At 61.9% G+C, this 23,682-nt stretch carries 25 protein-coding genes; 17 read left to right on the top strand and 8 right to left on the bottom strand.

What is annotated here, in order from left to right:
- Positions 1-18: 18 nt before the first annotated feature.
- The 4 genes from J3Q04_RS19300 to J3Q04_RS19315 form a co-directional block, all read right to left on the bottom strand.
- The gene (locus J3Q04_RS19300; RefSeq protein ID WP_434609923.1) at positions 19-777 is read right to left on the bottom strand and encodes a collagen-like protein; all 759 of its coding nucleotides are present in this window, start codon (positions 775-777) and stop codon (positions 19-21) included.
- The gene (locus J3Q04_RS19305) at positions 770-1,042 is read right to left on the bottom strand and encodes a DUF1145 domain-containing protein (RefSeq protein WP_420764317.1); all 273 of its coding nucleotides are present in this window, start codon (positions 1,040-1,042) and stop codon (positions 770-772) included. The genes J3Q04_RS19300 and J3Q04_RS19305 overlap by 8 nt, the downstream gene beginning before the upstream one ends.
- Before the next feature lie 122 nt (positions 1,043-1,164).
- Entirely contained in the window at positions 1,165-1,890 is a 726-nt protein-coding gene (locus tag J3Q04_RS19310) for an OmpA family protein (protein ID WP_420764316.1), read from the bottom strand.
- Positions 1,891-1,980: 90 nt separating this feature from the next.
- The gene (locus J3Q04_RS19315; protein ID WP_420764315.1) at positions 1,981-2,676 is read right to left on the bottom strand and encodes an OmpA family protein; all 696 of its coding nucleotides are present in this window, start codon (positions 2,674-2,676) and stop codon (positions 1,981-1,983) included.
- Between the two features lie 193 nt (positions 2,677-2,869).
- Between J3Q04_RS19315 and J3Q04_RS19320 the strand changes: the two genes are divergently transcribed.
- From J3Q04_RS19320 to J3Q04_RS19335, 4 genes are all read left to right on the top strand, one after another.
- Positions 2,870-3,367: a DUF6231 family protein gene (locus tag J3Q04_RS19320; protein WP_420764314.1), complete on the top strand. Its 498-nt coding sequence runs from the start codon at positions 2,870-2,872 to the stop codon at positions 3,365-3,367.
- Between the two features lie 14 nt (positions 3,368-3,381).
- Positions 3,382-3,858 (top strand): YchJ family protein, encoded by a 477-nt coding sequence (locus J3Q04_RS19325; RefSeq protein ID WP_434611530.1) that lies wholly within the window; start codon positions 3,382-3,384, stop codon positions 3,856-3,858.
- Positions 3,859-3,925: 67 nt separating this feature from the next.
- Entirely contained in the window at positions 3,926-4,411 is a 486-nt protein-coding gene (locus J3Q04_RS19330) for an LEA type 2 family protein (protein WP_434609919.1), read from the top strand.
- A gap of 5 nt (positions 4,412-4,416) precedes the next feature.
- Complete coding sequence (locus J3Q04_RS19335) at positions 4,417-4,617, top strand: SEC-C metal-binding domain-containing protein (RefSeq protein ID WP_034146774.1); 201 nt, start codon at positions 4,417-4,419, stop codon at positions 4,615-4,617.
- Between the two features lie 128 nt (positions 4,618-4,745).
- Here the strand turns inward: J3Q04_RS19335 and J3Q04_RS19340 are convergent, their stop codons facing one another.
- A complete protein-coding gene (locus tag J3Q04_RS19340; protein ID WP_434562628.1) occupies positions 4,746-5,303 on the bottom strand; it encodes a cysteine hydrolase family protein in 558 nt (185 codons plus the stop codon).
- 258 nt (positions 5,304-5,561) lie between these two features.
- On the opposite strand from J3Q04_RS19340, the gene J3Q04_RS19345 reads away from it, so the two are divergent.
- From J3Q04_RS19345 to pdeM, 10 genes are all read left to right on the top strand, one after another.
- Positions 5,562-8,012, top strand: coding sequence for a penicillin acylase family protein (locus J3Q04_RS19345; protein WP_434609917.1), 2,451 nt, complete (start codon positions 5,562-5,564; stop codon positions 8,010-8,012).
- Between the two features lie 220 nt (positions 8,013-8,232).
- On the top strand, positions 8,233-9,264 hold the full coding sequence (locus tag J3Q04_RS19350; RefSeq protein WP_434609915.1) for a ligase-associated DNA damage response exonuclease: 1,032 nt from the start codon (positions 8,233-8,235) through the stop codon (positions 9,262-9,264).
- Entirely contained in the window at positions 9,261-10,949 is a 1,689-nt protein-coding gene (locus J3Q04_RS19355; RefSeq protein ID WP_434562622.1) for an ATP-dependent DNA ligase, read from the top strand. The genes J3Q04_RS19350 and J3Q04_RS19355 overlap by 4 nt, the downstream gene beginning before the upstream one ends.
- A gap of 259 nt (positions 10,950-11,208) precedes the next feature.
- Positions 11,209-11,991, top strand: a complete 783-nt coding sequence (locus J3Q04_RS19360) for a transporter substrate-binding domain-containing protein (RefSeq protein ID WP_434609912.1) — start codon at positions 11,209-11,211, stop codon at positions 11,989-11,991.
- 58 nt (positions 11,992-12,049) lie between these two features.
- Positions 12,050-12,778 carry an ABC transporter permease gene (locus J3Q04_RS19365; RefSeq protein WP_420764307.1) on the top strand — a complete coding sequence of 243 codons (729 nt, stop codon included), beginning with the start codon at positions 12,050-12,052 and terminating at the stop codon, positions 12,776-12,778.
- Positions 12,775-13,485 (top strand): ABC transporter permease, encoded by a 711-nt coding sequence (locus J3Q04_RS19370; protein WP_434562618.1) that lies wholly within the window; start codon positions 12,775-12,777, stop codon positions 13,483-13,485. The genes J3Q04_RS19365 and J3Q04_RS19370 overlap by 4 nt, the downstream gene beginning before the upstream one ends.
- Before the next feature lie 27 nt (positions 13,486-13,512).
- On the top strand, positions 13,513-14,631 hold the full coding sequence (locus J3Q04_RS19375) for a succinylglutamate desuccinylase/aspartoacylase family protein (protein WP_434609910.1): 1,119 nt from the start codon (positions 13,513-13,515) through the stop codon (positions 14,629-14,631).
- Between the two features lie 13 nt (positions 14,632-14,644).
- Complete coding sequence (locus J3Q04_RS19380; RefSeq protein ID WP_420764304.1) at positions 14,645-15,409, top strand: ABC transporter ATP-binding protein; 765 nt, start codon at positions 14,645-14,647, stop codon at positions 15,407-15,409.
- 250 nt (positions 15,410-15,659) lie between these two features.
- A complete protein-coding gene (locus J3Q04_RS19385) occupies positions 15,660-18,146 on the top strand; it encodes a ligase-associated DNA damage response DEXH box helicase (RefSeq protein ID WP_434609908.1) in 2,487 nt (828 codons plus the stop codon).
- On the top strand, positions 18,146-18,802 hold the full coding sequence (gene pdeM / locus J3Q04_RS19390; RefSeq protein ID WP_420764302.1) for a ligase-associated DNA damage response endonuclease PdeM: 657 nt from the start codon (positions 18,146-18,148) through the stop codon (positions 18,800-18,802). Before J3Q04_RS19385 ends, pdeM begins: the two co-directional genes overlap by 1 nt.
- Before the next feature lie 34 nt (positions 18,803-18,836).
- Here the strand turns inward: pdeM and J3Q04_RS19395 are convergent, their stop codons facing one another.
- Together J3Q04_RS19395 and dcd are read right to left on the bottom strand one after the other, a co-directional pair.
- On the bottom strand, positions 18,837-19,043 hold the full coding sequence (locus J3Q04_RS19395; RefSeq protein WP_420764301.1) for a hypothetical protein: 207 nt from the start codon (positions 19,041-19,043) through the stop codon (positions 18,837-18,839).
- Positions 19,044-19,145: 102 nt separating this feature from the next.
- Positions 19,146-19,712 carry a dCTP deaminase gene (dcd, locus tag J3Q04_RS19400; protein WP_017126297.1) on the bottom strand — a complete coding sequence of 189 codons (567 nt, stop codon included), beginning with the start codon at positions 19,710-19,712 and terminating at the stop codon, positions 19,146-19,148.
- 353 nt (positions 19,713-20,065) lie between these two features.
- Here dcd and J3Q04_RS19405 point away from each other — a divergent pair, with 353 nt between their 5' ends.
- On the top strand, positions 20,066-20,275 hold the full coding sequence (locus tag J3Q04_RS19405) for a cold-shock protein (RefSeq protein ID WP_002554837.1): 210 nt from the start codon (positions 20,066-20,068) through the stop codon (positions 20,273-20,275).
- A gap of 177 nt (positions 20,276-20,452) precedes the next feature.
- On the opposite strand, the gene J3Q04_RS19410 is transcribed toward J3Q04_RS19405, so the two are convergent.
- Positions 20,453-21,460: a DUF481 domain-containing protein gene (locus tag J3Q04_RS19410; RefSeq protein WP_420764300.1), complete on the bottom strand. Its 1,008-nt coding sequence runs from the start codon at positions 21,458-21,460 to the stop codon at positions 20,453-20,455.
- A gap of 155 nt (positions 21,461-21,615) precedes the next feature.
- On the opposite strand from J3Q04_RS19410, the gene J3Q04_RS19415 reads away from it, so the two are divergent.
- Both J3Q04_RS19415 and J3Q04_RS19420 read left to right on the top strand, forming a co-directional pair.
- A complete protein-coding gene (locus tag J3Q04_RS19415) occupies positions 21,616-21,969 on the top strand; it encodes an MGMT family protein (protein ID WP_434609904.1) in 354 nt (117 codons plus the stop codon).
- Positions 21,970-22,013: 44 nt separating this feature from the next.
- Positions 22,014-23,597 (top strand): AmpG family muropeptide MFS transporter, encoded by a 1,584-nt coding sequence (locus J3Q04_RS19420; RefSeq protein WP_434609902.1) that lies wholly within the window; start codon positions 22,014-22,016, stop codon positions 23,595-23,597.
- Positions 23,598-23,682 lie beyond the last annotated feature (85 nt).

Below are 23,682 nucleotides of genomic sequence, written 5' to 3' on the forward strand. Positions count from 1 at the left end.
CTGGGTCATGAATGTTATTCAGAACCGCTGCACCGTCACCGCGCCCGCCGTTCCGGCAGGCCCTGGCTGGCCATCGGCGCCTGGCCGGCCGCTCTTGCCACCGTCGGCGGTATAGACCAGGCATCCCTTGGCCTTGCCGCCTGCTCCGGGTTTGCCACCGTGCCCAGGTTTGCCGCCGGCGCCGCCGTCCACCGTGACCTTTATCTGTTCATCGGGGTAGGCGCGAGGCAACTCGAGCCGCACCAGCGCACCGGCCGCGCCCGGCTGGCCGTCGCCGCCATTGCTGCCGTCGGCGCCGCGACCGGCCGAACCCCAGGTACACCCCGGAGCTTGTCCGTTGGCGCCGTCGAGCCCCACATAACCTGGCGCACCGCTGCCGCCACGGGCATCCACTGACAGTAGCGGTGCGTTCAACGCATTGAAGCGCAGGTTGAGATTGCGCCCCGGCCGCGCCGCCTTCGTGTAGGTTCCCGGCGCGCCGCGAGCCGTGATCTGGCTGCCTTCGTCCAGTTCGGCCTGGGCCACCTTCATCTCCAATGCCTGTTGCGCCGGCACGATCGCAATGCGTGCCTCGCGCCCCAGGTGCAGCTCTGCGATGGACAGTTGCGTGACGTTCGATGGCACCAACAGCGTGCCGTAATCGGCCACATCCAAGCGCTCCAGGGCCAGCACGCTGGTGGTGTTCGGCAGGCGCATCAAGGAATTGCTTTCGACCTGGACCATTTGGGCACAGGCCAACGGGCACACGAATGCCGCGAGTAGACACAATTTACGCATGGGAAGCCTCTGGCGCGGTCGGAAGGGTTTGCAAGTGGAAGATGCCGAACAGCAGCACTCGGAGGCGATCACGGCCCGGAGCGGGACGCCCGCGAAACTGTGCCCTGAACAACAACAGCTCAAGCAAATGGACCGCCAGCAACAGCGCCCCGGCGAGATTGACCAAGACATGCAGCGGGTGGACAAACGGCAAGAGCAGATTGACCAGCACCACCAGCCAGAACAGCAGGGTCAACAAGCGCCCCAGCCCCCAAAACACCTTCATACGCCCCCCGTTCGAAATTATTCTTTGCGTGAACAGTAACGGCTCGCGCAAAGGATAAGCCAGAGGGCCGGGCAAATTTAATTTTGTGATCCGACGGCTCTGGCCCGTTGTCGCAACGGTTATCAACGCTGGATGCGCAACTCAACCCGACGGTTCTGGGCGCGGCCTTCGTCGGTCTCGTTGTCGGCCACCGGTTCGCTTTCGCCCTTGCCTTCACTGGTGACTTTTGCCGGCGCCACGCCCTGGGTCAGCAAATACTCCACGACGCTGCCGGCCCGGCGCTCGGAAAGGCCTTCGTTATAAGCGTCGGTACCGACACTGTCGGTATGGCCGACCACGCGAATGCTCGCGACGTTGGCGTGGCTCAGCTTGCCCATCAGCTCGTCGAGCTGGCTTCGAGCCGCCGGGGTGAGATCGGATTTATCGAATTCGAACAGCACCTTGCCGGTGTCATTGAGGGTGATGACTTCACTGGTCGGCGTTTGCGGCTCGTCCGGTGGTGCGCTGGCCGGATACTGCGGCAGCGGGCAACCGTGATGTTCAACGGCCGTACCGGCCGGCGTGTCGGGGCAACGGTCGCGACGATCGAACACGCCATCGTCATCTTCGTCGCCATCCTGGGCATAACAGATCAAGCCACCGCCGAGCAGCCCCAACGCGGCGCCACCGGCCGCCCAGCCAGTGCTTTCGATGGCACCCAGACCGCCGCCGACGAGCCCGCCGATCAGGCTGCAGATCGGCCAGGTGCGTTGATTGAGTGATGCGCTGCCGTCGCTGTGAGTGGCGCAACCGGATAACAGACTGCTCGCGAGCAGCACCGGCATGGCAACCCTGATGAGAACCTTCATGATGAATGCTCCTGTGTCACCGGCCCATACCGGTCACACAGGAGTAAAGACCCGCATCCGCGACTGTACAAGCCGCGGATGACAAGGGTTTCAACGGTTTATCTTGATTTCGGTACGACGGTTCATCGCCCGGCCATCAGCAGTTTTGTTGTCCGCCACCGGCTGGCCTTCCCCGGCGCCTTCCACCGAGACGAAACTGGCGCGAGGCACGCCGCTTTCCACCAGGTACTGCACCACGGAATTGGCGCGTTTTTCCGACAGTCTCTGGTTGTAGGCATCACTGCCGACACTGTCGGTGTGCCCCGTCACCCGCAGTTGCGCGGTGGAGGTTTCCTGTTTCAACCGGGTCGCGATGGTGCTCAGTACTTCCTTGTCGGTTGGTGTCAGCGTGGCCTTGTTGAATTCGAAATGCACATCGCGCACCACGATCGTTTCTTCCTTGACCACTACCGGCTCTTCGGCCATTGGCGCCGGGGCGGGCGGTGGGCAGCCGTCGGCGTCGACCTGCACGCCTTTCGGTGTGCCCGGGCACTTGTCGCGGCTGTCCGGGACGCCATCGCCGTCTTCGTCGCCATCGCCATGGGCCCAGCACCAACCTGCCGCCACGGTGCCGGCCACCAACGCGCCCGGCCCAATCCAGGAACTGCTCTCGATGGCGCCCAATCCCGCGCCCACGACACCACCGGTGGCCGCACAGATCGGCCAGTCGGTTTTCTGCAAACCTGCGCAACCAGTCAACACACTCGTTAGCAGAACCAGGGGTAACGCTGTCCGAACTATGCTCATCGGGTTTTCTCCTTGAAGGATCGGCTTCGCCGCCGATTCAGGGGAGTAAAGACCGGACTTCGGATCTGCGCCAGCCCCAACGATTACAGGTTTTCGCCACGTGTTTGCGCAGGTTCCGTACGTTCGTGGACAAACCGCTCTAGGCCATGATGTCCGGGCAGGCTATCTTGGCGGTTCTGATTGAGGAACTTCGATGACCGTTGCCATTTCTTCGCGTACGCCCCAGCAAGCCCTGGCCGCCGTGCTTGACCGTTACGCCCCGCAAAGGCTGCTGCTGATCGGCGCCAGCAGCTTTCCTGCGCTGGAGGCGTTCCAGCAGGCCCATCCCGCCACCGAAGTGGTCCACGCGGGCCCCGGCGCGCTGCCGGCGGACGTGGCGGCGCGGCGTTTCGACCTGGCCCTTGCGCTCGATTGCCTGGAGCATTTGCCCAAGCGCGACGGTCTGAACCTATTGGGCGGCATCCGCAATCTCAACGCCAGCCGGATTGCGGTGCTGGCCGACCTCAACGCCTGCGGCTGGCAGGAAACGGACTTCTTTTCCCTGGCCTTGCAAGCCAGCGAGCGGTTCCAGCGCGAGGACCAGGTGCTGACCCTGTTTACCTACGATCTGCTTGAATACAAGCAGGTCCCCGACTGGCTCAACTCACGGTTTTGGGCTAACCCCGAAAACTTTGGAAAATATTGGTGGTAGCTGTGGACACAAGCCTGCACACGACCATTTGCCCTTGTGGCAGTGGCAACCCATTGGATGGCTGCTGCGGCCGTTACCATGACGGCCATCCCGCGCCCTGTGCCGAAGCCTTGATGCGCTCGCGCTACAGCGCTTATGTACTGGGCCTTGTGGACTACCTGGTCAGCACCACTCTGCCGGCCCAGCAGGATGGCCTCGATCGCCAGTCCATCAGCGAATGGAGCGCCAGGAGCACCTGGCTGGGGCTGGAAGTGGAAAGCAGCGAAGTGTTCGGCGGCCAACCGGAACACGCTTTCGTTACGTTCACCGCGCGCTGGCACGACGGCCAAGGTGAGCACAGCCATCGCGAACAGTCATCGTTCGTGCAGAACGGCGGGCGTTGGTACTTCATCGACCCCACCGTGCCGGTGAAGATCGGCCGCAACGACAGTTGCCCTTGTGGCAGCGGGCATAAATTCAAAAAATGCTGCGCCGGGTATTTCAATCGCTGATTTTGCAAACGTCTGACGCTCGTCCACCACCCGAGGGCTAAACTGGGGACAAACCAGAGGCACGGACATGACCTTCAAACTCCAATGGCTATGCGTCACCTGCCTGCTACTGATCGTAGGGCTCGGCGGTTGCGCGTCCTGGCAAGCTGAAGAGGCACCCGAGCCGCGAGTCCACCTGGTCAAGGTCGAGGTGGTGCGGGCGCGCCTGGTGGAACAAAGGTTCATGCTGCACTTTCGCGTCGACAACCCCGGTGATAGCGACCTCACCGTGCGCGGCCTGACCTACCGGGTTCATTTGGGCGACCTCTTGCTGACCGAAGGCGAGCATGAGCACTGGTTCACGGTTCGCCCCGGACGCAGCGGGTATTTCAAGCTGCCGGTTCGCGCCAACCTGTGGCCCCAGGTGCGGGAGCTGGTAAAGCTGTTGGAGAAACCTCGTGAGCAGATCCCCTATCGCCTGGAAGGTGAGCTGGAAACCGGTTTATTCATCGCCCACTACGTGCACCTGGAGCGCAATGGCGTGATAATCGCCGCCGATTTAATTGCGGAGTAACCCCGATGACACAGCAACCCCATGTCCATGGCCCTGATTGCAACCACGATCATGACCACCACGACCATGATCACGGCCACGTCCATGGCCCGAACTGCGGCCACGCCCACCAAGAGCCCGTGCGCAATGCCTTGAAGGATGTGGGCCGCAACGATCCATGCCCTTGCGGCAATGGCAAGAAATTCAAGAAGTGCCACGGGGCTTGATGGCTAAAAAGTTTTTTGCCTGTTAGACCGTCATCGCGAGCAAGCTAGCTCCCACAGGATTCAAAGTCCGCCTAAGAATGTTGTGGGAGCGAGCCTGCTCGCGATGAGGCCGCCCTGTACCCCATCCATCACCCCGCCTGCAGAATCTGCATCACACTGACCACCGTCGCATATTCCCCGTGCAGGTTAGCCAGGGACATCCCATGCACCTCGGCAGCCGAACGGGCATTGCCGAAGTAATCGGCCTTGTCGAAGGTGAAACAGGCGTCTTCGGCCACCCACGTATCGAATCCCAGGTTGCCGGCCGTCCGCGCGGTGGACTCCACCGAATTGTTCGTCGCGACGCCGACGATCACCAGTTGCCCGATTCCCGCACCGCGCAAATCCGCCTCCAGGGAGGTGCCGCAGAACGCATCCGGCACCTGCTTTTGAACCAACCGCTCCCCGGCCATCGGCTCGAACCGTTCCTGGACTTGCACGCCTGATTGCCCGGGCCAGAACACCGAGTCTTCAGAGCGGGACAGATGGTGGACATGGATGACAGGCCGCGCCGAATTCCGCCAGCGGGCAAGCAGCTCAAGCATGCGCAGCTCCGCCTCGGGGTTGTTGCGGGGGCCGAGCTTGGGGTGGAGGATGCCTTTTTGTTGATCAATAAGAATCAGCGCCGCGTTTTTCTGTAGATCCATGTCGGATTTCCCATGATCGATCGTTGGATTTTGCACCACTTGAACATCACCGTTCCCTACGAGCAAGTCGTCGATCGGCCCGTGGCGAGGGGCCGCTTCATCGCCACGTGTTCAGCGGATTGCGGGCTTCGCCGCAGGCTTTGCCGCGGGCTTTCATCGCCAAATCAACAAATAACCCCACCGCCCGCTTGCGCGGCCCCTTCCTGCTCACTAACGTAGCGCCTTTATTGGTGCCACCCCTCCCGCAGGAGCTTTGCCATGGCCTCGCCAGCCTTTATTTCCCTCATTCCCAAGCTCGGCGTAGCCGCAGCAGCGGCCAGTGTGCTCGGTTTGAGCGGTTGCCAGGCCTGGAATACCCAGGACACTGTCCCGCCTACCACCGGCGTGCAACCGCTCAAGGGGCTGGCGCAGAATGTCTCGGTCCGGCGCAACGCCATGGGCATGCCGTTGATCGAAAGCAACAGTTTCCACGACGCCCTGTTCGCCCTCGGCTATGTCCACGCCAGTGATCGGATCACGCAGATGGCGACCCTGCGCCTGCTTGCCCAAGGTCGGCTGGCGGAAATGTCCGGGGCCGAACGGCTCGATATCGACCGCTACATGCGGGCGGTGAACCTGAAGAAAAACGCCGACGAGCTTTATAAAGCGTCATCGCCGCGCCTCAAGCGATTCTTTGAAGTCTATGCCCGGGGCGTCAATGCCTACCTGTTCCGCTATCGCGACAAGTTGCCGGCGGACTTGGCTGCCACCGGCTACAAGCCCGAATACTGGAAGCCGGAAGACTCGGCGCTGCTGTTCTGCCTGCTGAATTTCAGCCAGTCGGCCAACTTGCCGGAAGAGCTGGCCACCCTGGTGCTGGCCCAGACCGTCACAAACGACAAACTGGCCTGGCTGAGCCCGTCCTACCCCGATGAACCGCTGCCTCTGGCGGAAGCCGATAAACTTCAGGGCGTCCGCCTCAATGGCCAGGTGCCCGGCCTGGACCAAATCAGCAAGGCTGGCGCCCAGTTGTCCGACCTGAATCTGTTGGGCGCAGCGTTTTCGAGCAACTGGGCCATCGCCCCGCAACGCAGCCGCAACGGTAAAAGCCTGTTGGCCAGCGACAGCCATGGCCCGCTGGGCGTGCCGTCGCTCTGGAGCCCGGTGCAGATCCGCGCGCCCAAGTACCAGGCGGCCGGGCTTTCCGTGGCGGGTATTCCGATGATCCTGGCCGGCTTCAACGGCCACGTGGCGTGGAGCATGACCAGCGTCCTTGGTGACAACCAAGACCTCTTCCTGGAAAAGATCCGACGCCAGGGCAACGGGCTGTCCTACGAAGTGAACGGCAAATGGCAGCCGGCGACCGTGCGCAACGAAACCTATTTCATCAAGGGTCAACGGTCTATTCGTGAAGCCGTGTACGAGACCCGCCACGGCCCCCTGCTCAACAGCGCCCAAGGCCCGTCCATGGCCAACGGTCTGGGGCTGGCCTTGCAATTGCCGAGCTTCACCGACGACAAGACCCTGGATGCGTTCTTCGATCTGTCACGCTCGCGAAATATCGAGAAAGCCTCGGATGCGAGCCGGGAGATTCGCGCCCTGGCGGTGAACATGGTGTTTGCCGACGCGCGCAACATCGGCTGGCAAGTGACCGGCCGCTACCCCAACCGCCGTGAAGGCGAAGGATTGCTGCCATCGCCCGGCTGGGAGGGTCGCTATGACTGGGACGGTTATGCCGACCCGATGCTGCACCCCTACGACCAGGACCCGGTCCAGGGTTGGCTCGGCACTACCAACCAGCGAGTCATTCCCCATGGCTACGGCATGCAATTGTCTAACTCCTGGGCGGCGCCGGAGCGTGGCGAGCGCCTGGCCGAACTGGCCGGCGCCGGCAAGCACGACGCCCGCAGCCTGAGCGCCATGCAATATGACCAGACCACGACGTTCGCGGCCAAACTCAAGAAAGTCTTCGAAGCCCCAGGCATGGCCCAGCCGCTGAAACAGGCGATCGAAGCCCTGCCGGTGGCGGACCGGGCCAAGGCTCGCGAGGCCTACACCCGCCTGATGGCGTTCGACGGCAGGCTCAGCCCGGTGTCCACCGACGCGGCGCTCTACGAGCTGTTCCTGCAGGAAAGCATGAAGCAGACGTTCCTCGATGAACTGGGTCCGGAAAGCAGCCCGGCTTGGAAAGCACTGGTCGCGAACGGCCAACGATCCTACTCGGCCCAGGCCGATCACCTGCTCGGCCGCGAGGACAGCCCGTTCTGGGACGACGTGCGCACCCCGCAGAAAGAAGACAAGGCCGTGATCCTGGCTCGCAGCCTGGCAGCGGCAATCACTGTCGGCGAGAGCCAACTGGGCAGCGATCACACCACTTGGCAGTGGGGGAAACTGCACCGCTACGAGTGGAAAAACACCAGCGGCCAGGTCGTACGTGGGCCGTTGGCGGCTGGCGGTGATGGCACCACGCTCAATGCCGCCGCATTCGCCTGGGGCCAGGATTTCAACACCGCCCTGGCGCCGGCCCTGCGCTTGATCGTCGATTTCAGCCAGCCCGAGCCGTTGACGATCCAGGGCGGCGCCGGTCAATCGGGGAACCCGGCCAGCCCGAACTATGTGAACGGCATCGATCCGTGGATCAAGGCGCAGTATCAAAGCCTGCCGATGCAACCGCAGAACTTTGATCGCGGGTATGGCAAGGCGCGGTTGACGTTGGTGCCTGGAAAATAACCTGGAACGGCCTTTGAGATTTGCGGTGAGTTGAAAATTGCCATCGCGAGCAAGCTCGCTCCCACAATGAGGCGGTGTTGAGTTCCGTATTTCCGCATCACACCAAGCCACTGTGGGAGCGAGCTTGCTCGCGATGGCGTCAGTCCGTCCTCTGAAAACCGATCGAACTTCTCCCCCCGCCCCCGCCTCTACCTGACAAGCCCATCGCCCCGGTGACCGCATGGATCTTGTCATTGCCCGCCCCGAAGGCCTGTACTGTCCGCCCGGAGATTTCTACATCGACCCCTGGCGCCCGGTAGAACGCTCAGTGATTACCCACGCCCACGGCGATCATGCCCGCGGCGGCAACCAGCACTACCTCGCAGCGGCCCCCGGCGAAGGCATTCTCCGTTCCCGGCTGGGCCAGGACATCAATCTGCAAACCCTGCCCTATGGCGAACGCCTGCGGCATCACGGCGTGACGCTGAGCTTTCATCCCGCCGGCCATGTGCTGGGCTCGGCCCAGGTCAGGTTGGAATACGAAGGCGAAGTGTGGGTCGCCTCCGGCGATTACAAAGTCGAGCCCGACGGCACCTGCGCACCGTTCGAGCCGGTGAATTGTCACACGTTCATCACCGAATCCACCTTCGGCCTGCCGATCTATCGCTGGCAACCCCAGGCGCAAGTCTTTGATGAGATCAACCAGTGGTGGCGCGGGAACATTGCCGCCGGCCGGGCCAGCGTGTTGTTCTGCTATTCCTTCGGCAAGGCCCAGCGGATTCTCCACGGCATCGATGACAGCCTCGGGCCGATCCTCGCCCACGGCGCGGTGGAACCGTTGAACCGGGTGTACCGAGAAGCAGGTATTCACCTGCCGCCGACACTTTATGCGGGCGATTTCAAAAAGAACGACCCGATCATGAGCCAGGCGCTGATCATTGCTCCACCTTCCGCCGGCGGTAGCAGCTGGATGCGTCGTTTCGGCGACTACAGCGACGCCTTCGCCAGTGGCTGGATGCGCCTGCGCGGCACCCGTCGGCGCCGCGGCGTGGACCGCGGATTCGTATTGTCCGACCACGCCGACTGGCCTGGCCTGCTCTGGGCCGTCGAGCAGACCGGCGCCGAGCGGGTCATGGTCACCCATGGTTCGGTCGCCGTGCTGGTGCGCCACCTTTGCGAACAAGGTCTCGACGCCCAGGGTTTCACCACCGAGTACGGCGACGATGAAGAAGACCTCGCCCAGGCACCCGTCAGCGGCGAGGAGGCACCATGAAAGCCTTCGCCGAGCTGTATGCCGAACTGGACGCCACCACCTCCAGCAACGCCAAGCTGGCCGCCATGCAGGATTATTTCGGCAAGGCACCGCCGGAAGATGCCGCCTGGGCCGTGTACTTCCTCTCCGGTGGCCGTCCACGGCAACTGGTGCCGGTGAAAATCCTGCGGGAGCTGGCGGTCCGGGTGTCCGGGTTGTCGCTCTGGCTGTTCGAGGAAAGTTATCAGGCCGTGGGCGACCTGGCCGAAACCATTTCTCTGGTCCTTCCCGAATCGACCCACAACAGCGACGAGGGCCTGGCGCTTTGGATCGAAGAGAAACTGTTGCCGCTGCGCGGTGAGTCGCCCGAGGTCCTGGCTCAACGGCTTCCGGCGCTGTGGGCGCAGCTCGACCGGTCGAGCCTGATGCTCTGCATCAAGCTGATCACCGGCAGTTTCCGCGTCGGTGTGTCCAAGCTATTGGTGACCCGTGCCCTGGCGACCATGGCCGGGCTGGACAGCAAACGGGTGGCCCAACGACTGGTGGGCTACACCGATCTGTCCCATCGTCCCACGGCGGCCAGCTACCTCAAGCTGATCGCCGCCGAGTCCGACGATGAACATGCCCAGCGCGGCGGCCAGCCATATCCGTTCTTCCTGGCACACGCCCTGTCGCAACCGGCGGAGCAATTCGACACCCTGCTGGGGCCAGCCAGTGACTGGCAGGTTGAGTGGAAATGGGACGGGATCCGCGCCCAGGTGATCAAGCGCGACGGCCACTTGTGGATCTGGTCCCGAGGCGAGGACCTGGTCACGGAACGATTCCCGGAACTGCACCCACTGGCCCAGGCGTTGCCCGACGGCACGGTAATCGACGGCGAGATCGTCGTCTGGAAAGCGCCGCAGTCAGTCACCGACGACGCTTTCGACCCGCAGGCGCCACTGCAACCTGCGGTGCAACCCTTCGCCTTGTTGCAACAACGCATTGGTCGCAAGACCCTGGGCAAGAAAATCCTCGAAGACGCCCCCGTGGTGGTGATGGCCTATGACCTGCTGGAATGGCAAGGCGAGGACTGGCGCAGCCGGCCCCAGGCCGAGCGTCGCGAACAGTTGGAAACCCTCGTCGCCCGCTGCCACAGCCCCGTGCTGTTGCCGTCGCCCGTCGTGACCGGCCGGGACTGGCTCGACCTCGCCCGCCAGCGCGAAGCCTCACGCAGCCTCGGCGTCGAAGGCATGATGCTCAAGGCCCGCAATGCGCTGTACGGCGTCGGGCGGACCAAGGACATGGGCGTTTGGTGGAAATGGAAAATCGACCCGTTCAGCGTCGATGCCGTGTTGATCTACGCCCAACGCGGCCATGGCCGACGCGCCAGCCTGTACAGCGACTACACCTTCGCGGTGTGGGACAACCCGCCGGGCAGTCGCGAACGCACGCTGGTGCCGTTCGCCAAGGCTTATTCAGGCCTGACCGATGCACAAATGCGCCAGGTCGACAGCATCGTGCGCAAGACCACCGTGGAAAAGTTCGGCCCGGTAAGCAGCGTCACCCCCACCTTGGTGTTCGAATTGGGCTTCGAAGGCATCGCCCTGTCCAAGCGCCACAAGAGTGGGATCGCGGTGCGGTTTCCGCGAATGTTGCGCTGGCGCCAGGATAAGAGCGTCGATGAGGCCGACACACTGGCAACCCTTCAGGACTTGCTGAAATAACACCCCTCGCCACAAAAAACCGTTCGTCTTTTGCCATAGCGTTTTTCCAAACAGCGCACGCTCCATCCCGGTGCGCTTTTTGATGTACGCTCATCCCCGCGCACCATCGCGTTCCGTCACCTGCCGCGAGTGCTTTTAAAACACTTGTTCGGCACTATGGTTCGGAAATTGCTACCTTTATGCCGTCATACCGTTCAGACCTTCACCGGTAACAATCCAACGCGCCACAAGCGCTCAAATTGGTTTTAGGGACTCAATAATGAAAAAAGCACTGCTGACCCTTTCTGCACTGGCATTGTGCGTGGCTGCTGGCGCTGCCACGGCCAAGGAATACAAGGAACTGCGTTTTGGTGTCGACCCGTCCTACGCCCCGTTCGAATCCAAGGCCGCCGACGGCAATCTGGTCGGTTTCGACATCGACCTGGGCAATGCGATCTGCGCAGAACTGAAGGTCAAATGCAAATGGGTCGAAAGCGATTTCGACGGCATGATCCCAGGCCTCAAGGCCAATAAATTCGACGGCGTGATCTCGTCCATGACCGTGACCCCGGCCCGCGAAAAAGTCATCGACTTCTCCAACGAACTGTTCTCCGGCCCAACGGCTTATGTATTCAAGAAAGGTTCGGGCCTGAGCGAAGACGTTGCCTCGCTCAAAGGCAAGACCGTTGGCTACGAGCAAGGCACCATCCAGGAAACCTACGCCAAGACCGTGCTGGACAAGGCTGGCGTCAAGACCCAGGCCTACCAGAACCAGGACCAGGTCTATTCCGACCTGACCTCCGGCCGCCTCGATGCCGCGATCCAGGACATGCTCCAGGCTGAGCTGGGCTTCCTGAAGTCGCCAAAAGGCGAAGGCTATGAAGTCAGCAAGCCAGTGGACAGCGAACTGCTGCCCTCCAAGACCGCTATCGGTATCAAGAAAGGTAACAAAGAGCTGAAGGCGCTTTTGGATAAAGGTATCAAAGCGTTACACGACGACGGCAAGTACGCCGAAATCCAGAAAAAACACTTTGGCGATCTGAATCTGTACAGCGGCAAATAATGCGCAGTGCCCACCCGGTTTCGGGTGGGCACTTTTTTTCTGCCCAAGGCAATCTTCCATGTTCGAACAACTCCTACAAAATCTGGGGCTCTCGGCCTTCAGCCTGCAGGGCTTCGGCCCGCTGCTGATGCAGGGCACCTGGATGACGATCAAGCTCTCTGCCCTGTCCCTGTTGTTAAGCGTTCTGCTCGGCCTGCTGGGCGCCAGCGCCAAGCTGTCCAGCGTCAAACTGCTGCGTGTTCCAGCCCAGCTCTACACCACGCTGATTCGCGGTGTACCCGACCTGGTGCTGATGCTGCTCATCTTCTACAGCCTGCAAACCTGGCTGACGTCTTTTACCGATTTCATGGAATGGGAATACATCGAGATCAACCCATTCGGCGCCGGGGTCATCACCCTCGGCTTCATTTATGGCGCGTACTTCACCGAAACGTTCCGTGGCGCGATTCTCGCGGTGCCTCGCGGGCAGGTCGAAGCGGCCACGGCCTATGGCCTCAAGCGTGGCCAGCGTTTCCGCTACGTGGTGTTCCCGCAAATGATGCGCTTTGCCCTGCCGGGCATTGGCAACAACTGGATGGTGATGCTCAAGGCCACCGCGCTGGTGTCGATCATCGGCCTGGCTGACCTGGTCAAGGCGGCCCAGGACGCGGGCAAGAGCACCTACCAGCTGTTCTACTTTCTGGTGCTCGCGGCGCTGATCTATCTGATGATCACCAGCGCGTCCAATATCATCCTGCGCTGGCTTGAACGGCGCTACGCCGCCGGAGCCCGGGAGGCGGTGCGATGATCGAACTCCTGCAGGAATACTGGCGACCGTTTCTCTACAGCGACGGCGTCAACATCACGGGCCTGGCGATGACTCTGTGGCTGCTCAGCGCTTCGTTGCTGATCGGCTTCGTGGTATCGATCCCGCTGTCCATTGCCCGGGTTTCACCCAGGTTCTACGTCCGCTGGCCGGTGCAGTTCTACACCTACCTGTTCCGTGGCACGCCGCTCTACATTCAGCTGCTGATCTGCTACACCGGCATCTACAGCCTCGAGGCGGTGCGCGCCCAACCCATGCTCGACAGTTTCTTTCGCGACGCGATGAACTGCACGATCCTGGCATTCGCCTTGAACACCTGCGCCTACACCACGGAGATTTTCGCCGGGGCCATTCGCAGCATGAACCACGGCGAGGTCGAGGCGGCCAAGGCTTACGGCCTGACCGGCTGGAAACTCTACGCCTACGTGATCATGCCGTCGGCCCTGCGTCGTTCGCTGCCGTATTACAGCAACGAAGTGATTCTGATGCTGCACTCGACGACCGTGGCGTTCACCGCTACCGTTCCAGACGTGCTGAAGGTCGCGCGGGATGCAAACTCGGCCACGTTCCTGACGTTCCAGTCGTTCGGGATCGCCGCCTTGATCTACCTGACCATAACGTTTGCACTGGTGGGCCTCTTCCGCCTCGCCGAACGCCGCTGGCTGGCCTTCCTCGGGCCAACCCACTAAGGCTTCCGTTCCAGGACATACACGCACATGCGCCACCAGATACATGACCTGCTGGCCCCGCTGCCGGGGACCGCACGCAAGATCCACAGCTTTCACTTCGGCCCGGAAAAGGCCGATGGCAAAATCTACATCCAGTCGTCCCTGCACGCCGATGAGCTGCCCGGCATGCTCGTGGCCTGGCACCTCAAGCAGCGCCTGGCCGAGTTGGAGGCCTCCGGCCATTTGCGACACGAGATCGTGCTGGTGCCGATCGCCAACCCCATCGGCCTTGAACAAGTGCTGATGGACGTGCCGCTGGGCCGCTATGAGTTGGAGAGCGGGCAGAATTTCAACCGCCGGTTCGTCGACTTGAGCGAAGAGATCGGCAACGAAATCGAAGGCTTGCTGACCGACGACCCGCGGCACAACCTGAGGCTGATCCGTACCAGCCTGCGCGATGCCCTGAGCCGCCAGAGCGCCAGCACGCAATTGCAATCCCAGCGCCTGGTCCTGCAGCGGCTGGCCTGCGACGCCGACATGGTGCTCGACCTGCATTGCGATTTCGAAGCCGTGGCCCACCTCTACACCACCCCCGAAGCCTGGCCGCAGGTCGAGCCGCTGGCACGCTACATCGGCGCCGAGGCCAGCCTGTTGGCCACCGACTCGGGCGGCCAGTCGTTCGATGAGTGTTTCACGCTGCTGTGGTGGCAGCTCAAGGAACGTTTTGGCGAACGATTCGAGATTCCCCTGGGAAGCTTTTCGGTCACCGTCGAACTGCGCGGCCAGGGTGACGTCAACCACGGCCTGGCGAGCCTCGACTGCCAGGCATTGATCGAGTACCTGATCAACTACGGCGCCATCGACGGTGAACCGGTGCCGTTGCCCGACCTGCCCTACCCGGCCACGCCGCTGGCGGCCGTCGAACCGGTGGCGACGCCGGTTGGCGGGCTGCTGGTGTACAACGCTATGCCCGGCGAGTACATGGAGGCGGGGCAACTGATCGCCGAAATCATCGACCCGGTCAACGACACCGTCACGCCCGTTCATTGCCGCAACGCCGGGCTGCTTTATGCCCGCTCGCTGCGCCGCATGGCCACCGCCGGCATGGTCATCGCCCATGTCGCCGGAACCGAAGCCTACCGCAGCGGCTACTTACTTTCGCCTTGAGGATGCCTGTTCCATGTACAAACTGACCATCGAAGGCCTGCACAAGAGCTATGGCCAGCACGAGGTGCTCAAAGGGGTTTCACTCAAGGCCAGGACCGGCGACGTGATCAGCCTGATCGGCGCCAGCGGCTCGGGCAAAAGCACCTTCTTGCGCTGCATCAACTTCCTCGAACAACCCAACGACGGCGCCATGACCCTGGACGGCCAGTCGATCCAGATGATCAAGGATCATCACGGCATGCGCGTGGCCGATGCCGACGAGCTGCAACGCATCCGTACGCGCCTGGCCATGGTGTTCCAGCACTTCAACCTATGGAGCCACATGACCGTGCTGGAAAATATCACCATGGCGCCACGCCGGGTGCTGGGTGTCAGCAAGCAGGAAGCCGACGAGCGCGCCCGTCGTTATCTCGACAAGGTCGGCCTGCCGGCCCGCGTCGCCGAGCAATACCCGGCGTTCCTGTCCGGCGGGCAGCAACAGCGCGTGGCGATTGCCCGCGCCTTGGCGATGGAGCCGGAAGTCATGCTGTTCGACGAACCGACTTCCGCCCTCGACCCGGAGCTGGTGGGAGAAGTGTTGAAGGTGATCCAAGGCCTGGCGGAAGAAGGCCGCACCATGATCATGGTGACTCACGAAATGAGCTTCGCCCGCAAGGTTTCCAACCAGGTGCTGTTCCTGCACCAGGGCCTGGTGGAAGAAGAAGGCGCGCCGCAAGACGTGCTGGGCAACCCCAGGAGCGAGCGACTCAAGCAGTTCCTCAGCGGCAATCTGAAATAACTCCCCGCCTCCGTGGCGAGGGAGCTTGCTCCCGCTGGCGTTCAATCAACGAGTCTTAAACACAGCAATACCTGCGGGAGCGAGCTTGCTCGCGAAGGCGATAGACCAGTCGCCATCGATGCTGCCTGAGCTGGCCCTATCGCGAGCAAGCTCGCTCCCACAGGGGTCCGCGCCCGACCAGTCGATCAAATAAACCTTCATCTCCTGCCGTGGTCACTGAAGAAGGACCTTCAGGGCGCACACGGCACGCATGGCGACATCCAGCAACTTCGCAAAAAAGTGGTTCGACGCCCGGGGCTGGAAGCCGTTCGCTTTTCAAAAAAATGTGTGGGCCGCGGTCAAGCGCGGCGAGTCGGGGCTGCTGCACGCCAGCACCGGCGCCGGCAAGACCTACGCCGTGTGGTTTGCCGCTCTCAACCGTTTCGCCCGCGCCGTGCCGCCGCCGGACAAACCCCGAAAACGCAAACCTGCGGCCGAGCCGTTGACAGTCTTGTGGATAACGCCGATGCGCGCGCTGGCCGCTGATACCGGCAAGGCACTTCAAGCGCCCCTCGACCCGTTGCAGATCCCCTGGACCGTCGGCCTGCGCACCGGTGACACCAGCGCGAACGAACGCGCCCGCCAAGGCCGACGCCTGCCCACGGCGCTGATCACCACCCCGGAAAGCCTGACCCTGATGCTGGCCCGCGCCGACGCGCAAACCGCCGTTTCGACCTTGCGCATGGTCGTGGTGGATGAATGGCACGAATTGCTCGGCAACAAGCGTGGCGTGCAGTTGCAACTGGCCCTGGCCCGCTTGCGGCGCTGGCATCCGGGGCTGATCGTGTGGGGAGTCTCCGCGACCCTGGGTAACCAGGCCCACGCCGAACAGGTGCTTATCCCACAAGGCAATGGTGCCAGCGTGCAGGGTGCCAACGCCAAGGCCCTACAGGTCGATACGCTGTTGCCGCCGACCCTTGAACGTTTCCCCTGGGCCGGGCACATCGGCTTGAAAATGCTGCCCCAGGTCGTCGCCGAAATCGACGCCAGCAGCAGCTGCCTGGTCTTTACCAACACCCGTGCGCAGTCGGAAATCTGGTACCAGGCGATCCTCGAGACACGTCCGGACTGGGCCGGGCTGATCGCGCTGCATCACAGCTCGTTGTCCCGCGAGACCAGGGATTGGGTGGAACAAGCCCTCAAGGATGGCCAGCTCAAAGCGGTGGTGTGCACCTCAAGCCTGGACCTTGGGGTGGATTTTCTGCCGGTAGAACGGGTGTTGCAGATCGGCTCGGCCAAGGGTGTGGCGCGGCTGATGCAGCGCGCCGGACGCTCCGGCCACGCGCCGGGACGGACCTCGCGAATCACACTCGTGCCGACCCATAGCCTGGAACTGATCGAGTCCGCCGCCGCGCAGGACGCCGTGGCGCAGCGGCGCATCGAGCCCCGGGAATCGCCGCACAAACCCCTGGACGTGCTGGTCCAGCATTTGGTCAGCATGGCCCTGGGCGGCGGTTTCAGGCCCGACGAACTGTTCGACGAGGTGCGTGGCGCCTGGGCTTACCGCGATTTGAACCCTGCCGAATGGGCATGGGCCCTGGCGTTCGTGCGCCACGGTGGACTCTCGTTGACGGCCTACCCTGACTATCGACGGGTCGAGCCGGACGAGCACGGCGTATGGCGCGTGCCTGACGCACGCCTGGCCCGGCGCCACCGCATGAGCATCGGCACCATCGTCAGCGACGCCAGCCTGCAGCTGAAGTTCTGGAGCAAGGGCGGGGGCGGCAAAACCTTGGGCAGCGTGGAAGAAGGTTTTATCGCGCGGCTGCGTCCCGGCGACGGGTTTCTCTTCGCCGGGCGGTTATTGGAACTGGTCCGGGTCGCAGACATGACGGCCTACGTGCGGCGCAGCCAGGCGAAAAAAGCTGCCGTGCCACGTTGGAACGGCGGCCGCATGCCACTTTCCAGCGAACTTGCCGCCGCGGTCGTAGCACGCCTGAGCGAGGCCGCCGCAGGCCATTTCGACGGCCCGGAGATGCGCGCCGTGCAACCATTGCTATCGACGCAACTGCGCTGGTCCGGCCTCCCCACGCAGGGCACGTTGCTGGCCGAAGCGCTCAAGTCCCGGGAGGGCTGGCACCTGTTCCTCTATCCGTTCGCCGGGCGCCAGGTTCACCTCGGGCTTGCCAGCCTGCTGGCCTGGCGCGTCAGCCAGCGACAATCGGTGACATTTTCCATCGCGGTCAACGACTACGGACTGGAACTGCTCAGCGCCACCGAAGTGGACTGGTCAGCGCACCTGAACCCGGGGCTCTTGCGCACCGATAATCTGCTGGTGGACGTGCTCGCCAGCCTGAATGCCGGAGAACTGGCGCTGCGGCGCTTTCGCGAGATCGCCCGAATCGCCGGGCTGGTATTCGCCGGCTATCCCGGCGCGCCGAAGAGCACACGGCAAGTCCAGGCCTCCAGCGGACTGTTTTTTCAAGTGTTCAAGCAATACGACGCCGATAACCTGCTGCTGGCCCAGGCCGGCGAGGAGGTCCTGCGCGAAGAATTGGATATACGCCGACTGGAGCAGACCTTGGAACGCCTCGATACGTTGAAGCTGGACCTGCACATCATTAAACGCCCCACCCCGCTGGGCTTCCCGTTATTGGTGGAACGGTTCCGCGAAAGCATGAGCTCGGAAAAACTTGCCGATCGCATCCGCCGGATGGTCAGCGAACTGGAACGAACCGCCGATAAAGGTACCGTCTGATGCCCGCGCCCTACCCCATCAACCTCGCCGGTGAAGAACTCTGGCTGCTGCCGCACAAAGCCCTGTACTGGCCGGCCCAGGAAACCCTGATGGTGGCCGACGCACATTTCGGCAAGGCCGCTGCCTATCGCAGCCTCGGCCAACCGGTGCCCCACGGCACGACGGCGAGCAATATCGCCGTGCTGGATCAACTGCTGGCAAGCGTGCCGTGTCGATTGCTGATTTTCCTTGGGGATTTCCTTCACGGGCCTGGTTCCCATGCCCCTGGCACACTGAACGCTCTCGCCGGTTGGCGTGAACGGCATCAAGCACTTCCCATCACGCTCATACGTGGCAATCACGACAAGAGCGCTGGCGATCCACCGCCCTCGATGAATATCCGCGTCGTACCCGAGCCACTGCTGCTGGGCCCGTTCGCCGTGCAACACGAACCCACGCCGCACCCAAGCCGACATGTGCTGGCCGGGCATGTGCACCCGGTCTATCACTTGACAGGCAAAGGCCGGCAACGGCTTCGGCTTCCGTGTTTCCGCCTCGGTAGTGATGTCAGCCTGCTGCCGGCCTTCGGTGCGTTCACCGGAGGCTATCGGGTCGAGCAGGACAACGACTGCAAGATCTTCGTGATTGGCGACAACGAAATATGGCCCGTCAGCTAAAGCGCATTCGCTTCAACTGACGGGCCATATGTGATCAGGCTACGGGCGCAGGAGGCGGCTCGTCGGGAAGTGTCGGTTCGCCGGGTTCGGTTGGCTGCTCGTTGGGGGTATCGGGATCTGGCTGGCCGGGGATGCCGCCTGCCGCTTCAGCAGGATGGGCCAGCAGTGACCAAGCCAGGACGCCGATCTGATTGGGCTCAAGACTTGCCAGTTCGGCACTGATTCGCGGATCGATCTTCATAGAGCTACTCCTGAGCGAAGGCCCATTGGGCTGACGCAAAAAAACGGGCAGTACACTTCATAGAGTGCCTGCCCGCCCAGGAATTCCAACAGCTCGTCAGAATCAGGTACGCGGCAGTGTCACGCCGCGCTGGCCCTGGTATTTGCCACCCCGGTCCTTGTAGGACACTTCGCACTCTTCATCGGATTCGAGGAACAGCATCTGCGCCACGCCTTCGTTGGCGTAGATCTTGGCCGGGAGGGTCGTGGTGTTGGAAAACTCCAGGGTCACATGGCCTTCCCATTCCGGTTCCAGGGGCGTGACGTTGACGATGATGCCGCAACGGGCATAGGTGCTTTTACCCAGGCAAATAGTCAGCACGTTGCGCGGAATACGGAAATACTCGACGGTGCGGGCCAGGGCGAAGGAGTTCGGCGGAATGATGCAGACATCGCTCTTGATGTCGACGAAGCTCTTCTCGTCGAAGTTCTTCGGGTCGACGGTGGCCGAGTTGATGTTGGTGAACACCTTGAATTCATCGGCGCAGCGCACATCGTAGCCGTAGCTGGAAACTCCGAAGGAAATCAGCCGGTCGGCGCCTTCGCCACGCATCTGGCGCTCTACGAAGGGCTCGATCATGCCGTGCTCTTGCGCCATGCGGCGAATCCACTTGTCCGATTTGATGCTCATGGCGGGTTTCCTGAAATAGCGAGGTGGAAAAAACTGTCCGGCATCTTACCGGGGCGCGGGGCGGGTTCAAAGTGCGGGACGCAATTCTCGCCGATCCACCTTGATTTCCGGGCCCTGGCGGCAACCGTCAGCGCCGTCAGTCATTAAAACCGAGAAACCTTCGCAAAGACCATTGGCACGTTCCGGAAAAAGGGTTAAGGTGGCGTCACTGTGCTGCTTGTGTCACTGAGAATCTCTACACGATATGTTGAATTTCGATCCAACCATCTACAAGAATTTTTCCTGCTCTTTGCACTCAGTCTCGGCCAGGGTTCTTCCTGAGTCGCAGTTATCTTTGTTCAAGGAGTTACACCATGTCTAATCGCCAAACCGGTACCGTTAAGTGGTTCAACGATGAAAAAGGCTTCGGCTTCATCACTCCACAATCCGGTGACGATCTGTTCGTTCACTTCAAAGCTATCCAATCCGACGGCTTCAAAAGCCTGAAAGAAGGCCAACAGGTTTCTTTCATCGCTACCCGCGGTCAGAAAGGCATGCAAGCTGAAGAAGTTCAAGTTATCTAACTTGTACTTGCTTTAATAAGAAGCCCCGCCCTTAAAAGCGGGGCTTTTTTGTGCCTGTTGATTTTTCAGGCACAAAAAAACTGTGGGAGCGAGCTTGCTCGCGATAGCGGTCTGTCTGATCCACCACTATCGCGAGCAAGCTCGCTCCCACAGGAGGGTTCGTTGATTAGCCTGGGATTACCAGGTCACACCGAACCCAGCCGTGTAGCGCGTCTTACTGATGTCGCTGTCTTCCGTCCCTTCGATGACATCTTTCTCGGCCTTGAGATTGAGTGACGCCCAGTCGGTCACTTTATAGCGCAACCCCAACTCTGCGTCGTAGGCATAATCCGCCACGCCAGACAGCGGCTTGCCGACTTCGCCATTGGTGAAAAACTCAACCCGTTTGCCGATCAGGTAACGGTTGTAGTCCCATTTCATGGCGACGGAATAGAAGTTGTCCTTGCCGCCATCGCTGTACTCGTAATCGGTGCGGTTGAGCAGCGAACCCAGGGAGAACGCACCCAGTTCGTCGTCCCAGAACTGGTAGCCCGGACCGGTACCCACGACACGCTGGCGGGCCAGGTCCTCGACTTTGTCGCGCTTGTAGTTGAGCCGACCTTGCCAGAACCATTTATCGGTGATGAACCGGTCGAGGGAGTACTCCAGTCGCCAGTTATCAGCCGAGACTATGTCGTCCTGGAATTCGCGGTTGTATTCGCCTTCGGCGGTGTGCCGCCACCTGCCGTGGCGCGCCGAGGTCTTGAAGTCGATGTCGTAGTCGTCGGTGTCGTTTTCCGCCCGCTGGTAATCCAGTGCGGCGTCGATATTGCCCTTCCACACCAAATCCTCGACCACCGGCTTGGGCTTGAGAATCTGCTGGATGCTCGCCAGCTCGACGGTCTTGGGCACATCACCATTGGCCAAGGTCACCTTGCCATCCTCGGCCGCCTGCAACGCCTTGGCTTTCTCGCCACTGTAAGCGTCCTGCTTGACCAACAACTGCTGGTCGCTTTCAAGGGTCTTGACCTGTTTCCAATCGATAGGGACCGCGCCGGCATAATCGGTCTGGATCAGCAACTTGCCGCCGTCGAAAACGGTGATCTTGCCGCTGAGCTTGTCGCCGTTCTTCAACCAGACGGTATCGGCAAGCAAAGGCATGGAGGCGCTCGTAACAGCTAGGCAAAGCAGGGTTCTGGACAACATAAGCGATAATGGGCTCAAGTTTGCGATGAAAAGGCGGCATTATCCCCCAGGATGACACCTCAGCAACGACTGACCCACGTATGGAAGATGAGTTCATTTATCAACCCGCCCTGTAGGAATTAATCTACAGACGGACACTTTCAGGAACCGCGCTTGTGACTGACGCCACTTCGGCCACCCAGAACGCCGCCCAGATCCGCCGCACCACGCTTTACCTCACCCTGGCACAGGTGCCTGCCGGCAAAGTCGTAACCTACGGCCAACTCGCCGAAATGGCCGGGCTGGGCCGCGCCGCGCGCTGGGTCGGACGAGCCCTCAGCCAATTGCCCGGCGACACGAAGCTGCCGTGGCATCGCGTGCTCGGTGCCGGCGGTCGGATCAGCCTGCCGGTGGGAAGCCCCTCAGGGGACGAACAACGCGCGCGCTTGCGCACGGAGGGGATCAGTGTCCTGAATAATCGTGTTGATATTCAGCGCCATGGCTGGCGCCCGGTAGAGCACAGCGGTTAGAGTGCGCGCTTTGTTTTCGCAATTTTTGAGGCAGACTCCAGCCCATGCCCCGTAAAACCTGGCGCGCCGCCCTCGCCGCCTATGCCAGTCCTTCGACGCTCGTGCTGTTGCTGCTTGGCTTCGCCGCCGGCTTGCCGTACATGCTGGTGTTTTCCACGCTCTCGGTCTGGTTGCGCGAAGCCGGCGTGGCTCGCGAGACCATCGGTTACGCCAGCCTGATCGGCCTCGCCTACGCCTTCAAATGGGTCTGGTCGCCATTGCTGGACCAATGGCGCCTGCCACTGCTGGGCAAGCTGGGACGCCGCCGATCCTGGCTGGTGCTATCCCAAGGGCTGGTCATCCTGGGCCTGGTGGGCATGGGTTTCTGCGATCCGCAAAAGCACCTGTCCTGGCTGATCGCAATCGCGGTGATAGTGGCCTTCGCCTCCGCGACCCAGGACATCGCCGTCGATGCTTATCGACTGGAAATCGTGGACGACACCCGCCAGGCCGCATTGGCCGCCAGCTACATGTCCGGCTACCGGGTCGCCGCCCTGCTGGCCACGGCCGGCGCGCTGTTTTTCGCCGAGGGCTTCGGCTCCACCGGGTTCAGCTACAAACATTCGGCCTGGGCGGGCACGTACCTGTTGTTCGGCGTGCTGATGGTGCCCGCCTTGCTGACCTCACTGTTCATGCGCGAGCCTCCGGTGCCACTGCGCACACAGTTGCAGGCCGGGCGCTATACCTTCGTCCATCAGCTCGCATCGGTGTTCGTCCTGATCGTGCTCCTGGTGTCGGTTCCGGCCATGTTCACCCAACTCTATAACACCGACTTCGCCAGCGTGCTGTTCGAGGGCGTCAGCCTGCTCGACCTGCTGCTCGAGGACCGGGCGTTCCTGCGCGCCATCCTCTATATCCTCCTGACTGTCATGTGCTTGTCGTCGATGGGCCGTCGCGGCCTGGCGCCGGTGCTCACCCCCGTCAACGACTTCATCCTGCGCTACCGCTGGCAGGCGCTGCTGCTGCTCGGCCTGATCGCCACATACCGCATGTCCGACACGGTCATGGGCGTCATGGCCAACGTGTTCTACATCGACCAAGGATTTACCAAGGACCAGATCGCCAGCGTCAGCAAGATATTCGGGCTGATCATGACGCTGGTGGGCGCCGGCATGGGCGGCCTGCTCATCGTGCGATTCGGCATCTTGCCGATCCTGTTCATTGGCGGCGTGTCCTCGGCGGCCACCAATATCCTGTTCTTGATGCTCACGGGGATGGGCGCCGACCTGGAGATGCTGATTGTCACCATCTCCCTGGACAATTTCAGCTCCGGCCTGGCGACCTCGGCATTCGTCGCGTACCTGTCCAGCCTGACCAACCTGAAATTCTCCGCAACCCAGTACGCCCTGCTCAGCTCGATCATGCTCTTGCTGCCGCGCCTGATCGGTGGGTATTCCGGGGTCATGGTGGAAAAGTTCGGCTATCACGATTTCTTCCTGATCACCGCCCTGCTCGGCGTTCCAACCTTGCTGCTGATCGCGCTCCACTGGTATCAGGAAAATCGCCGCCAGGACTCGACGCACGGAACGGAGTCAGAGTCAGAGCCGGAGTCGAAATCGACGCCGACCCGGCCCGCCCAAGAGTCGTAGGCCCAAGAATCGTAGGAAAGCTCAGCAGGCGCCGAAGAAAGCGGCGCCTGGATCCGGCAACAGGCCACGCGCCTGTACGCCAGGG

This window comes from Pseudomonas sp. D4-21 (assembly GCF_051132125.1).
Lineage (GTDB): Bacteria > Pseudomonadota > Gammaproteobacteria > Pseudomonadales > Pseudomonadaceae > Aquipseudomonas.